General features: G+C 71.1%; 11 protein-coding genes. 9 read left to right on the plus strand and 2 right to left on the minus strand.

Annotated elements, in window-relative coordinates; translation table 11 throughout:
• Window positions 1–203 precede the first annotated feature (203 nt).
• The gene (locus ACZ7BZ_RS36545; RefSeq protein WP_465749018.1) at window positions 204–1,379 is read right to left on the minus strand and encodes a nucleotide disphospho-sugar-binding domain-containing protein; all 1,176 of its coding nucleotides are present in this window, start codon (window positions 1,377–1,379) and stop codon (window positions 204–206) included.
• A 31-nt stretch (window positions 1,380–1,410) separates the two neighbouring features.
• Window positions 1,411–2,211 (minus strand): class I SAM-dependent methyltransferase, encoded by an 801-nt coding sequence (locus ACZ7BZ_RS36550; RefSeq protein WP_380454599.1) that lies wholly within the window; start codon window positions 2,209–2,211, stop codon window positions 1,411–1,413.
• 236 nt (window positions 2,212–2,447) lie between these two features.
• Here ACZ7BZ_RS36550 and ACZ7BZ_RS36555 point away from each other — a divergent pair, with 236 nt between their 5' ends.
• From ACZ7BZ_RS36555 to ACZ7BZ_RS36595, 9 genes are all read left to right on the plus strand, one after another.
• A complete protein-coding gene (locus ACZ7BZ_RS36555) occupies window positions 2,448–3,590 on the plus strand; it encodes a DegT/DnrJ/EryC1/StrS family aminotransferase (RefSeq protein WP_470362123.1) in 1,143 nt (380 codons plus the stop codon).
• Window positions 3,591–3,814: 224 nt separating this feature from the next.
• The gene (locus ACZ7BZ_RS36560; protein WP_470362124.1) at window positions 3,815–4,927 is read left to right on the plus strand and encodes an acyltransferase family protein; all 1,113 of its coding nucleotides are present in this window, start codon (window positions 3,815–3,817) and stop codon (window positions 4,925–4,927) included.
• A gap of 65 nt (window positions 4,928–4,992) precedes the next feature.
• Window positions 4,993–5,862 carry a glucose-1-phosphate thymidylyltransferase RfbA gene (gene rfbA / locus ACZ7BZ_RS36565; protein WP_470362125.1) on the plus strand — a complete coding sequence of 290 codons (870 nt, stop codon included), beginning with the start codon at window positions 4,993–4,995 and terminating at the stop codon, window positions 5,860–5,862.
• 15 nt (window positions 5,863–5,877) lie between these two features.
• The gene (gene rfbB, locus ACZ7BZ_RS36570) at window positions 5,878–6,861 is read left to right on the plus strand and encodes a dTDP-glucose 4,6-dehydratase (RefSeq protein ID WP_470362126.1); all 984 of its coding nucleotides are present in this window, start codon (window positions 5,878–5,880) and stop codon (window positions 6,859–6,861) included.
• Window positions 6,862–7,003: 142 nt separating this feature from the next.
• Complete coding sequence (locus ACZ7BZ_RS36575) at window positions 7,004–8,308, plus strand: acyl-CoA dehydrogenase family protein (protein WP_470362127.1); 1,305 nt, start codon at window positions 7,004–7,006, stop codon at window positions 8,306–8,308.
• A gap of 5 nt (window positions 8,309–8,313) precedes the next feature.
• Window positions 8,314–9,435, plus strand: a complete 1,122-nt coding sequence (locus tag ACZ7BZ_RS36580) for a DegT/DnrJ/EryC1/StrS family aminotransferase (protein WP_470362128.1) — start codon at window positions 8,314–8,316, stop codon at window positions 9,433–9,435.
• Window positions 9,436–9,457: 22 nt separating this feature from the next.
• Window positions 9,458–10,702 (plus strand): methyltransferase domain-containing protein, encoded by a 1,245-nt coding sequence (locus ACZ7BZ_RS36585; RefSeq protein ID WP_380454586.1) that lies wholly within the window; start codon window positions 9,458–9,460, stop codon window positions 10,700–10,702.
• Window positions 10,703–10,927: 225 nt separating this feature from the next.
• Window positions 10,928–11,329, plus strand: coding sequence for an allene oxide cyclase barrel-like domain-containing protein (locus ACZ7BZ_RS36590; RefSeq protein WP_380454584.1), 402 nt, complete (start codon window positions 10,928–10,930; stop codon window positions 11,327–11,329).
• Between the two features lie 108 nt (window positions 11,330–11,437).
• The coding region (locus tag ACZ7BZ_RS36595) for a type I polyketide synthase (protein ID WP_470362129.1) at window positions 11,438–13,154 on the plus strand (1,717 nt) is incomplete at its 3' end.

Below are 13,154 nucleotides of genomic sequence, written 5' to 3' on the forward strand. Positions count from 1 at the left end.
TCGTTCCCTCAGGCGGGGGTGGACGCCGCGGTGGACAACCGGTGGCCGAGTGACGCTGGCGGGCGGAGGACGACCCCGGGAGGGGGGTCGTCCGCGGCCCGCAGGCGTGGAACAGGGCCGGGCACCGACCGAACAGGCCGGGCACGGACGGCTGACCGCCGCCCGGCCCAGCCCCTGCCCGGCTGACCGCTACCGACCGACCGCTACCGGCCGGCCGCCAGGGCGCCGAGCGTGGCGACCAGCTGCGTCGGGTCGGGCCGGGCGGCGTTCCGCTCGGCGAGCACCCGGGCGGCGGGCCCCACCGAGCCCCCGTCGAGCAGTTCGGTGACGGTCTCGACGACGGACTCCGCGGTGAGCTCGTCGGGCCTGAGCGTCAGGCCCGCCCCGCTCTTGGTGAGCAGCTCGGCTCCGAGCGGCTGGGCACTGATCTGCGGAACGACCAGCTGGGGCACACCGTTGACGAGGGCGGCCAGGACCGTCCCGGGGCCGCCCTGGCTGATCAGGGCGTCGCAGGTCGGCATCAGCATCGACAGCGGCATCCAGTCGACCACCCGGACCTGCTCGCTCCCGTCCCCGAGCAGCTCCCGGCCGGCCTTGCCGAGCGCCGCCACGATCTCGACGTCGAGGCCGGCCAGCGCCTCGATCGCCAGCAGCGGCGGGCGCAGCACCTCCGGGCCCATGAACTCGCTGGTGGTACCCCAGGTGATGCAGACCCGCGGCCGCCGCTTCGGCTCGTCCAGCCAGGCCGGGGTGACGGCGGCGCCGTTGTACGGCACGTACCGCGCCTCCTGGCGCTTGGCCATCCGGATCGCGAGCAGCTCCTCCGGGCAGGGGTCCACCACGAGGTCCGCGTAGTCCGGGCCGAGTTCGACGTTCCAGGTGTCGAGGAACGCCACCAGGTCCTTGGGCCAGTTCTCGCGCACCGCGCGCTCGGAGGTGAGGTCGGCCCACAGCTGGTGGGGCATCGGCCCCCAGGTGTGCAGGACCAGCGGGACCCCGGCGGCCTTGGCGATCGCGGGCGCGGCGAACGCGGCCGGGTCCGCCACCACCAGGTCCGGCTTCCAGTTCCGGGCGAACGGGAGCAGGTCGGCCACCACCGCCTCGGCGATCCGGATGTGCGGCACGACGATCTTCTCGATGCTCGGCGCGGTGCCCGGCGGGGTGCCGCCGCCCGAGTCGATGGACTTCTTGAGCTCGCTCATGAAGTCCGGGCCGCTGCCGACCTCGACGGCCGGCAGGCCGGCGGCGGTGACGTCGCCCACCAGTGACGGCTGGACGGCGATCCGCACGTCGTGTCCCGCCGCGCGCAGCGCCCACGCCAGCGGGACCAACGGATAGAGGTGCGACCGGAAGGTGGCCGCGGTGATCAGAACCCGCATGACGGGATCCCTTCGCAGGTGCCGGAGGCCATCAACTCGGACGACGCCCGATGAGGTGGAACATGCGCGCGGTGGACGGGTAGGGCTGCCTGCCCGCCAGGGCGATCTCCAGCTCCTCCAGCCGGGCGAAGAACCGCGGGTCGTGCTTGATGTCGTTGTCCGCGATGAGGTTGCAGACGTTCATCACGCCGTGCGTGCCGACGACGTCGAGGCCGGACTCGCGGTACAGGCCGGCGATCTCGTCGGCGGTCAGGACGTCGATGTCCTTGCCGTACACGACGTTCGGCTTGGTCCGGGCGTCGACGGCACGCAGGGCCGCTTCGAGGTCGAGCTCGCGCACCGCTGCCTCCAGCGGCACCGCGTAGGTGTTGGGGCAGACCACGGAGAGCAGGCCGCCCGGCTTGAGCAGGGTGGTGATGCCCCGGAAGACCTCGGCCCGGTCCGACACGTACTGCAGCAGGTTGTGGCAGAGCACGAGGTCGAACTCCTGGCCCGCGAAGAGCTTCGGGACATCGTGCGCGTCGCCCTCGCGGACGTCGACGCGGTCGGACACCCCGCGCTCCTCGGCCAGCTTTCGCGCCCCGTCGAGGGAGACCGGCGCCACGTCGAAGATCGTCACCCGGTGGCCGGCCAGCGCGAGCCGGACGCCCTCCTTGCCGTTGCCGCCCGCGACGTCCAGCACGCGCAGCGGTCCGTCGCCCAGGTGGCGGGCCAGGTTGGCGGCCACCACCGAATAGCGCAGCTGCCCCCACGGGGTTTCCTGCCAGTTCTGGAAATTGGCAAGGCGCTCGTCGAAAACCGCATTGTCGACCGCGCCGACGCTCTCGGCCATGCTACCTCCGGGGTGCGCTGGACGACCGGGCGCTCGCCCGGCCGGGAACTTCGTGATCTCCCAACGGATATCCCGGCCGACTGAAGCACCCCTAAAACCGGAGGGCTCGGCCGAGGTTTAGGACACCTTTAGCCGGACGTCCGAAACTCGCCCTATCCATGTGCACCGCCCGGTGGTCGTCGGCACATCATCCGAGCCACCGCCGACCACCGTACCCCTCGATCTGGAGACGCGTAATGATTAATGTGACCCAGCCAAGTATCGGGGCGGAGGAACTCGCCGCGGTCAGCGCCGTGTTCGACAGCAAGTGGCTCGGGTACGGGCCGCGGACCGAGGAGTTCGAGGAGCTGTTCGCCCAGCACCTCGGGGTGTCGGCCGACAACGTGCTGTTCCTCAACTCGGCTACCTCCGGGCTGTTCCTCACCATGGACCTGCTCGGCGTCGGACCGGGCGACGAGGTCGTGCTGCCGTCGAACGGCTTCATCGCGAACGCCAACTGCGTGGTCGACGCCGGCGCCCGTCCGGTGTTCTGCGACATCGACGAGGAAACCCTCAACCCTCGGGTCGAGGACGTCCTCGCCGTGCTCACCCCGCGGACCAAGGCCGTGATCGTCCTGCACTACGGCGGCTACCCCGGTGAGGTGGAGAAGATCGCCGCGCTCTGCGCGGAGCGCGGCGTCGCCCTCATCGAGGACGCGGCCGTGTCGGTCGCCTCCAGCGCGCACGGCCGCCGGTGCGGCACCTTCGGGGACTACGGCATCTGGAGTTTCGACGCCCGCAAGGTCATCACCACCGGCGACGGCGGCATGCTGTACGTCCGGGACCCGGAGGGGGCCCGCCGGGCGCGCCGGCTGGCCTACCACGGCCTGGAGGACCGCAGCTCCTTCACCACCGCCACCAAGTCCAAGCACCTGTGGTGGAGTTTCGAGGTGGAGGACATCGGGCGGCGTCTGGTCGGCAACGACATGACCGCCGCGATGGGCATGGTGCAGCTGCGCAGGCTCGGCGGCTTCGTCGAGCGGCGGCGCGCCATCGCCCAGCGGTACGACCGGGCGCTGGCGGGCGTGCCGGGGGTCCGCACCCCGTGCGCCGTGCCGGAGGGCCACGAGTCGACCCACTACTTCTACTGGCTGCGGTTCGAGTCCCAGGAGATCCGCGACGGGGTCAGCGAGGACCTGCTCGCCCACGACATCTACACCTCCTGGCGCTACTACCCGCTGCACCGGGTCCAGCGGTACGGCGCCGCGCAGACCGTGTTGCCCGTCACCGACACGGTGTCGGACACCGCCCTGCTGCTGCCCGCGCACCAGGACCTGCTCGACGAGGAGGTCGACCTGGTCGCCCGCGAGGTCATCAAGTCGGTCGAGGCCCGCCGCTGACCCGCGGGGCACGGTCCGGGCCGGCCGGGGACACCCCGGGCCGGTCCCGTGACACGCCCTAGCCGGGGACAAGACCGGCTTTAGCGGACCCGGCGACCGTGAACAGGACAACACCCGAGCGGCCGCAACCGGCCATGTGCACGACCGTGAATCACGACCGTGAACCCCGAGACAGGAGCGTACACATGGCAGTTGACGAGACCAGGGTGCGAAGACTTGACTCCATGACCGGGCTGCGGTTCCTCTTCGCCCTGGGCGTGTTCCTCTTCCACGCGGCATCCATGAGCGTGTTCCGCACCTCCACGCCCGGGTCCGACCCGTTCGCCCGGATCACCGAGCACCTCGGGTCGCTGGGTGTCACGTTCTTCTTCGTACTGAGCGGCTTCATCCTGACCTGGTCGGCGCGCAAGTACGACACCGTGCGGCAGTTCTGGCGGCGGCGGATGTTCAAGATCTTCCCCAACCACCTCGTGACGTTCGTGCTGTCGGTGCTGCTCTACGCCTCCGTCAGCGCGGCGGTGGTGCCGGCGGTGTTCAACGTGACGCTGCTGCACGCGTGGGTGCCGAGGATGGACACCTTCCTCAGCTTCAACTACGTGACCTGGTCGCTCTCCTGCGAGGTGCTGTTCTACCTGCTGTTCCCGTTCCTGCTGAAGGCGATCCGGCGGATCCCCGCCGAGCGGCTCTGGTGGGCGGCGGGCGGGATCGTGGTCCTGGTGCTGTGCGTGCCCCTGGTCGCGGAACTGCTGCCCACCGAACCGAGGTTCCAGCTGGCCCTGGGCAACACGGGGCTCCACGACCCGATCGTCCAGTACTGGTTCGTCTTCACCTTCCCGCCGGTCCGGCTGCTGGACTTCCTGCTCGGCATCCTGATGGCGCGGATCGTGCTGGAGGGCCGCTGGATCCGCCTCGGACGGCTCCCCGCGCTGGCGCTGCTCGTCGTCGGCTACATCGCCGCCTACTACACGCCGTACCACTACTCGCTGAACGCGGTGCTGCTCGTCCCGATGGCGCTGTTCATCACCGCGGTGGCGTGCCACGAGGCGAACGGGGGGCGCACGTTCCTGTCCAGCCGGCCGATGCTCTGGCTCGGGGAGACGTCCTTCGCCCTGTACCTGCTGCACGTGCTGGTACTCGTCCGCGCCCGCCAGGAACTCGGCTTCCGGAAGGTCCTCTCCCCACTGGAGGGGATCGGCTGGATCGTGCTGACCTTCGTGATCGCCCTGGTCGCGGCGCGGCTGCTGTACGTGCTCGTGGAGCGGCCGAGTTCGCGGTACCTGGGCACCGCCCGGCGGCCGCGGCCGACTGCGGAACCCAGCCCCGTGAGTGCCCGGTGAACGACCGGAATATGCTCGGTCCCCAGTAATCAGACGCTCGATCCCAGGTAGCAGAGGTGCCGCCCGTGAAGGGAATAATTCTGGCCGGGGGAACAGGCTCTCGGCTCCATCCGCTGACCGTCGCCTTCTCCAAACAATTGCTCCCGGTCTACGACAAGCCCATGATCTACTATCCGCTGTCCACACTGATGCTGGGCGGGATACGGGACTTCCTCATCATCACCACCCCCAGCGACGCCCCGATGTTCCGGAAAGTCCTCGGCGACGGCGCGGAACTCGGCCTGGACATCAGCTACGCCCAGCAGTGGCAGCCCGCCGGAATAGCCGACGCCCTCCGGATCGGCGCCGATTTCGTCGGCACCGGACCGGTGTCGCTCATCCTGGGCGACAACATCTTCTCCAGCCCGAACCTGCCGGACCTGCTCACCCGTAGCCTGGCCGAGGTCGACGGCTGCACCCTGTTCGGCCACACCGTGCCCGACCCGCGCCCCTACGGCGTCGCCGAGAAGGACGCCGCGGGACGCCTGATCGGCCTGGAGGAGAAGCCGGCCCGGCCGCGCAGCTCCGAGATCGTGACGGGCCTGTACGTGTACTCCGGCGACGTCGTCGACGTGGTGCGCGACATCGCCCCGTCGGCCCGCGGCGAACTGGAGATCACCGACGTCAACCGCGCCTACCTCGCCCAGGGCCGCGCCCGCATCCACTCGCTGGGCAGCGGCACCAGGTGGCTGGACGCGGGCACGTACGACGGACTGCTCGACGCGGCCGCCTTCGTCCGGGCCGAGGAGCAGCGCGGCGTACGCCTCGGCTGCCTGGAGGAGATCGCGCTCAACCTCGGGTACATCGACGCGGACACCTGCTACGCACTGGGCAGCAAGCACCAGAAGTCCGGCTACGGCCGGTACGTCATGGCGATATCGGGCAAGACCGACTGAGACGAGTACTGGGACATGTCGTCGAACCAACGCGTGGTGGTCACCGGGGGTGCCGGGTTCATCGGGTCGCACTACGTGCGGCAACTGCTCACCGGCGCCTACCCGGCGTTCGCCGACGCCCGGGTCACCGTCCTGGACAAGCTGACCTACGCCGGGAACACCGAGAACCTGGCGCCCGTCTCGGACGACCGCCGGTTCGAGCTGGTGGTCGGCGACATCTGCGACCCGGAGCTGCTCGCCGAACTGCTGCCGGGCGCGGACGTCGTCGTGCACTTCGCGGCGGAGTCCCACGTGGACCGCTCGATCAGCCGCCCCGACGACTTCGTGCACACCAACGTGCAGGGCACCCACACCCTGCTCCAGGCCTGCCTGGACGCGGGCGTGGGACGGGTCGTGCAGGTGTCCACCGACGAGGTGTACGGCTCGATCGAGGCCGGCTCCTGGACGGAGGACCACCCGCTGGAGCCCAACTCGCCGTACTCGGCCTCCAAGGCGAGTGCCGACCTGCTCGCCCGCGCCTACCACCGCACCCACGGGCTGTCGGTCTCCGTGACCCGGTGCTCGAACAACTACGGCCCTTACCAGTTCCCGGAGAAGGTCGTCCCGCTGTTCGTCACCAACCTGCTGGACGGCCTGCCCGTCCCGCTGTACGGCGACGGCGGGAACATCCGGGACTGGCTGCACGTCGACGACCACTGCCGCGCGGTCCAGCTCGTGGTGGAGGGCGGCCGGCCCGGCGAGGTCTACAACGTCGGCGGCGGCACCGAGCTCTCCAACCGCGACCTGACCGTCCGGCTGCTGGCGGAGCTGGGCGCGGACTGGTCCGCGGTCCGGCAGGTCGCCGACCGTCCGGGACACGACCGGCGCTACTCGGTCGACTGGACGAAGATCCGCACCGAACTGGGGTACCGGCCGCGCATCGGCCTGGAGTCGGGGCTGTCCGACACGGTCCGCTGGTACCGCGACAACCGGTCCTGGTGGGAGCCGCTGAAGAAGTAGCGGCCGGCCGACGCCCGGGGCCGGCCGGAAGCACCGCGCACCGGGCACACCCGACCACCGGGAGCACCGAACGACCCGACGCAGCGACGACCGGGAGCACCGAACGCCGATGACCGCCGACGGAAAGAGTACGGAGCACACCATGTCCACACCGACGGCACGCCAGACCCCGCCAACGGGGCTCCACGAGCCGGTGACCCCCGAAGGCCGCGCCCTGGTCGAGCGGCTCGCCGGCTACCTGCCGCAGATCCGAGCCACCGCGGCGGAACACGACCGCACCGGCGCCTTCCCCACCGCGACCTTCGACGCCTTCCGCAAGGACGGCCTGATGGGCGCGACGGTGCCGGCCGAACTCGGCGGTCTGGGGGTGGACCGGTTGTACGACGTCGCCACCGCGCTCGTGCACGTCGCCCACGCCGACGCCTCCACCGCGCTCGCGCTGCACATGCAGTTCAGCCGGGGCATCACCCTCGGCTACGAGTGGCGGCACGGCGGCCCGGCGGCCCGCGCCCTCGCCGAACGGCTGCTGCGGATGATGGTCGCCGGCGAGGCCGTCGTGTGCTCGGGCATCAAGGACCACCACACGGCGGTCACCCGGCTGACTCCCGACGGTGCGGGCGGCTGGCGGCTGTCCGGCCGCAAGACCCTGGTGAGCATGGGGCCGATCGGCACCCACTTCGTCATCAACGCGAAGACCGAACTGCCCGGCGAGGCGCCCCGGCTGGTGTCCCCGGTCGTCACCCGCGACACCCCCGGGTTCAGCGTCCTGGACAACTGGGACGGCCTGGGGATGCGGGCCTCCGGCACCGTCGACATCGTCTTCGACGACTGTCCGATCCCGGCCGAGGACGTCTTCGTCCGCGACCTGGTCGGCGCCCGCAACGACGCGGTGCTCGCCGGGCAGACGGTCAGCTCGATCGGGATGCTGGGCGCCTACGTCGGCGTCGCGCAGTCCGCCTACGACCTGGCGGTGGCCGCGCTCGCCCGCCGCACCGAGCCGGCGCCCGCCGCCGCGCGCACCCTGGTCGCCGAGCTGAGCGCCCGCCTGTACGCGCTGCGCGCCACCGTCGCCACCGCGCTCACCACGGCCGACGCCCGTAGCGCGGACCTGACCGGGGACCCCGCCGAGCGCGGCCGGCAGATGATGCAGCCGTTCCAGTGCGCCAAGCTGATCGTCAACCAACTGGCCCCCGGAATCGTGAACGACTGCCTCACCCTGGTCGGCGGCGCGTCGTTCACCGCGGCCCACCCGCTGTCCCGGCTCTACCGGGACGTGCGGGCCGGCGGGTTCATGCAGCCGTACGCCTACGCCGACGCCGTGGACTTCCTGAGCACCCAGACGCTCGGCATCGAGCGGGACAACGACTACATGAGCACCTGGGCGACCCGCGCCACCAAGGACGGAACATCCGTGGATGCACCGCATCCTGACCCGAGGTCACGGTGAGGAACATGACGACTCGTGTATGGGATTACCTTCCGGAGTACCAGGAGGAGAAGGCGGACCTGCTCGCGGCCGTCGAGACGGTACTGGAGTCCGGACAGCTGATCCTCGGCAGAAGCGTGCACGGCTTCGAGGCCGAGTTCGCGCAGTACCACGGACTGGCGCACTGCGTCGGCGTCGACAACGGGACCAACGCCGTCAAGCTGGGGCTCCAGGCGCTCGGCGTCGGCCCCGGCGACGAGGTGATCACCGTCTCGAACACCGCGGCGCCCACCGTGCTCGCCATCGACGACACCGGCGCGACACCGGTCTTCGTCGACGTCCGCGAGGAGGACTTCCTCATGGACACCACGCAGGTCGCCGCCGCGATCACCCCGCGCACCAAGGTCCTGCTGCCGGTCCACCTGTACGGCCAGTGCGTCGACATGGAGCCGCTGCGACGGCTGGCGTCCGAGCACGGGCTGGCGATCCTGGAGGACTGCGCGCAGGCCCACGGCGCCCGCCACCACGGCCGGCTCGCCGGGACGATGGGCGACGTCGCCGCGTTCTCCTTCTACCCGACGAAGGTGCTCGGCGCCTACGGCGACGGCGGAGCCGTCCTCACCGACGACCCGGACATCGCCAAGGACCTCCGTCAGCTGCGCTACTACGGCATGGACAAGGTCTACTACGTCGTCCGGACCCCCGGGCACAACTGCCGGCTCGACGAACTCCAGGCCGAGATCCTGCGCACCAAGCTGCCCCGGCTCGACACCTACCTCTCGCGCCGCCGGGAGATCGCCCGCCGCTACCAGGAGGGCCTGGGCGACCTCACCGGACCGGGCGGCCTGCTCCTGCCCGCCGTCACCCCCGGCAACGAACACGTCTACTACGTCTACGTCGCGCGTCACCCGCGCCGCGACGAGATCATCGACCGGCTCAAGCGGCACGACATCGAGCTGAACATCAGCTACCCGTGGCCCGTCCACACCATGAGCGGGTTCGCCAAGCTCGGCTACGCCCCGGGCTCGTTGCCGGTCACCGAACGCCTCGCCGACGAGGTCTTCTCCCTGCCCATGTACCCGTCACTGCCCCCGGATCTCCAGGACAAGGTCATCAGCGCGCTGCGCGAGGTACTGACGGAGCTCTGACCCACCACGAAGGAGTTCGATCATGACCGATCCAGCCGATGTGACCGCACCGGTCGCCTGCCGCGTCTGCGGCGGCGAGGTGACGGAGTTCCTCGACCTGGGCCGCCAACCCCTGTCCGACCGGTTCCTCGAACCGGACCGCACGGACGGCGAGTTCTTCTACCGGCTCGCCGTCGGCCAGTGCGGCGGCTGCCGCATGGTCCAGCTGACCGAGGAGGTCCCCCGGGACCTGATGTTCCACGAGGAGTACCCGTACCACTCGTCGGGCTCCTCCGTCATGCGCGAGCACTTCGCCGGCCTCGCGCAGCGCCTGCTCGACACCGAACTGACCGGGCCCGACCCGTTCGTGGTGGAGATCGGCTGCAACGACGGCATCATGCTGAAGGCCGTCCAGGACGCCGGCGTGCGCCACCTCGGGTTCGAACCCTCCACCGGCGTCGCCAAGGTGGCGCAGGCGAAGGGGGTGCGGGTGCGCACCGACTTCTTCGAGGAGGCCACCGCCTCGGCCGTGCACGCCGCCGAGGGCCCGGCGGACGTCATCTACGCCGCCAACACCATGTGCCACATCCCGTACCTGGAGTCGGTGTTCCGCGGCGTCGACGCACTGCTCTCGCCCGACGGCGTGTTCGTGTTCGAGGACCCGTACCTAGGCGACGTGGTCGCCAAGACGTCCTTCGACCAGATCTACGACGAGCACTTCTTCGTGTTCTCGGCCGGCTCCGTGCAGGCCGCCGCCCGGCGGTTCGGCTTCGAACTGGTCGACGTCGACCGGCTGCCCGTGCACGGCGGCGAGGTGCGGTACTGGCTCGCCCGCCAGGGCGCCCGCACCCCGTCCGAGGCGGTCGGCCGGTTGCTCGCCGAGGAGGCCGCGCAGCAGCTCGGCGAACTCGCCACCCTGCGGGCGTTCGCGGCGAACGTCACCGCGATCCGGGACGACCTGAAGGCGCTGCTGACCCGGCTGCGGGCGGAGGGCCGCACCGTGGTCGGATACGGCGCGACCGCGAAGAGCGCCACGGTGACGAACTTCTGCGGGATCGGCCCCGATCTCGTCCGGTTCGTCTGCGACACCACGCCGGACAAGCAGAACCGCCTGACGCCGGGCATGCACATCCCGGTCCGGCCGGCGGCGGCCTTCAGCGACCCCTACCCGGACTACGCGCTGCTGTTCGCCTGGAACCACGCCGAGGAAATCATGGCCAAGGAGCAGGAGTTCCAGCAGGCCGGGGGCCGCTGGATCCTGTACGTGCCCGAAGTCCACGTGATCTGACGGCGGAACACCCGGCCGCGGCGGACACCGGGCGCGCGAAGCGCCCGTGCTGTCCGCCGCGGCCTTTCACCGTCGCGGGCGGGTTCGCACCGCCCCGAATTCCCGTCCCGCGCCCCGCGGGCACTCCGCTCTCTTAGGACCGTTTAAGGCCTGTTGACCATGATTTCCTGACGGGCCCGGAAGTGCCGGTCCACCGCCACCGTCCGGAACGGAGAACGGAATTCCATGTATCTGGAGAATCTCCACGAGGTCTGCCACACCACGGTGCACCGTGAGACCCGGCCCGGCGTCGGGCACCACCTGACGTTCACCGAGGAGCTCTACGACGCGGACGGCAAGCTCGTGTCCACGTCGGAGGGCATGGCGGTGGTCTACGGGAACCCCGCGGACGGCAGCCTGATGCAGCTGATGACCGCCACCGAGACGCTCGCCGACGGGGTCATCAGCTGGACCGGCCCGGTCGCCCAGGAGGACCCGAACGGGACCGAGTTCCGCGTCAACAGTTTCCCCGCGATCGGCGTCAGCGGACGCTACGCCGGAAAGACGGGAACGCGGACCTTCAAGTTCGTCGAACGGCCCGACGAACACACCACGATCTGCGAGGCGACCATTTCCATGGAGGACTGAGCCGCGCGGTTCCCGCGTTTCCCCGAGCGGCGAGGAAATGACCTGGCCGCTCGGTTTCCCCATGTCACCCGACGATCTTCAGCTGTGCGAGGAAGGCGGCCAGGACCCATGCCCGACGACTTCACCGTCCCCGGGGGAGCCCTCCCCGAACAGGGCGCCGCGATCGCCATCGTCGGGCTGTCCTGCCGCCTGCCGCAGGCACCGGACCCGGCCGCGTTCTGGCAGCTGCTCACGGACGGGCGGAGCGCAGTCTCGGCGACCCCGCCCGACCGCTGGCCCGGCGGGGCCGGCCGGACCGCCGGGCTCCGGCACGGCGCCTTCCTCGACGGCGTCGACCGGTTCGACGCGGCCTTCTTCGGCATCTCGCCGCGCGAGGCCGCGAGCATGGACCCGCAGCAGCGGCTCATGCTCGAACTCGCCTGGGAATCCCTCGAAGACGCGATGACCGTCCCCGCCGACCTGGCCGGCCGGGCGGTCGGCGTCTTCGTCGGGGCCATCGGCGACGACTACGCCGCCCTGCTGCACGACCACGGCCCCGAGGCCGTCGACCAGCACTCGCTGACCGGCACCAGCCGCGGCATCATCGCCAACCGGATCTCCTACGCGCTCGGGCTGCGCGGCCCGAGCCTCACCGTGGACGCCGCGCAGGCCTCGGCACTGGTCGCGGTGCACCTGGCCTGCGAGAGCCTGCTGTCCGGCGAGTCGGACGTGGCGATGGCCGGCGGCGTCAACCTCAACCTCGCGACGGCGACCGCGGTGGAGACCGAACGGTTCGGCGGACTCTCGCCGGACGGCCGCTGCTACACCTTCGACGCGCGCGCCAACGGCTACGTCCGGGGCGAGGGCGGCGGCTTCGTCGTCCTCAAGCCGCTCGCCCGGGCGGTGGCCGACGGCGACCGGATCTACTGCGTGATCCGCGGCTCCGCGATGAACAACGACGGGGCGACGGACGGCCTGACCGTGCCCAGCGCCGACGCCCAGCGGGACGTCATGCGCCTGGCCCACGACCGGGCCGGCCTCGCCCCCGGCTCCGTCCAGTACGTGGAACTCCACGGCACCGGAACCAAGGTGGGCGACCCCGTCGAGGCCGCCTCGGTGAGCGCCGCGCTCGCCACCGCCCGCACGGACGGGCCGCTGCAGGTCGGCTCCGCCAAGACCAACGTCGGCCACCTGGAGGGCGCGGCGGGGATCGTCGGCCTGATCAAGACCGCGCTCAGCGTGCGGCACCGCCGGCTCCCGGCCAGCCTGAACTACGAGACGCCCAACCCGATGATCGACCCGGTCGCGCTCAACATCGAGGTGCGCACGGCGCCGGGGCCATGGCCTCGGCCGGACGCGCCGCTGGTCGCGGGGGTCAACTCGTTCGGCATGGGCGGTACCAACTGCCATGTGGTGGTCGCCGAACCGCCCCGGGCGGCCGGGGAGCCGGCCGGGGACCCGGCACCGGAGGCGGAGCCCGCAGCCGGGACAGCGGCCACCGGCGGTCGGGTCGTGCCGTGGGTGCTGTCGGCGCGGGACCGGAACGCGCTGCGCGCGCAGGCCGCCGCCCTGCGGACCGCCGTCGAGGAGCGGCGGCTCGACCCCGTCGAGGTCGGCTGGTCGCTGCTGACCACGCGCTCGTCGTTCGAGCACCGCGCCGTCGTCCTCGGCTCCGACCGCGCGGAACTCCTCGACGGACTCGCGGCGGTGGCCGGAGAGGACGCGGCACCCCTGGCGGTGACCGGCCGGACCACCGGCGTTCCGGGGAAGACGGTGTTCGTGTTCCCCGGCCACGGCACCCAATGGCCCGGCATGGGACTCGCGTTGCTGGACAGCTCACCCGTCT

The organism is Kitasatospora sp. NPDC036934 (assembly GCF_055608425.1).

Bases quoted from the DNA above. Each gene is read 5' to 3' on its own strand.
- ACZ7BZ_RS36575 (WP_470362127.1), top strand. From the start codon at position 7,004: ATGTCCACACCGACGGCACGCCAGACCCCGCCAACGGGGCTCCACGAG.
- rfbB (WP_470362126.1), top strand. From the start codon at position 5,878: ATGTCGTCGAACCAACGCGTGGTGGTCACCGGGGGTGCCGGGTTCATC.
- ACZ7BZ_RS36555 (WP_470362123.1), top strand. From the start codon at position 2,448: ATGATTAATGTGACCCAGCCAAGTATCGGGGCGGAGGAACTCGCCGCG.
- ACZ7BZ_RS36550 (WP_380454599.1), bottom strand. From the start codon at position 2,211: ATGGCCGAGAGCGTCGGCGCGGTCGACAATGCGGTTTTCGACGAGCGC.
- ACZ7BZ_RS36585 (WP_380454586.1), top strand. From the start codon at position 9,458: ATGACCGATCCAGCCGATGTGACCGCACCGGTCGCCTGCCGCGTCTGC.
- ACZ7BZ_RS36580 (WP_470362128.1), top strand. From the start codon at position 8,314: ATGACGACTCGTGTATGGGATTACCTTCCGGAGTACCAGGAGGAGAAG.
- ACZ7BZ_RS36545 (WP_465749018.1), bottom strand. From the start codon at position 1,379: ATGCGGGTTCTGATCACCGCGGCCACCTTCCGGTCGCACCTCTATCCG.
- ACZ7BZ_RS36590 (WP_380454584.1), top strand. From the start codon at position 10,928: ATGTATCTGGAGAATCTCCACGAGGTCTGCCACACCACGGTGCACCGT.
- ACZ7BZ_RS36560 (WP_470362124.1), top strand. From the start codon at position 3,815: ATGACCGGGCTGCGGTTCCTCTTCGCCCTGGGCGTGTTCCTCTTCCAC.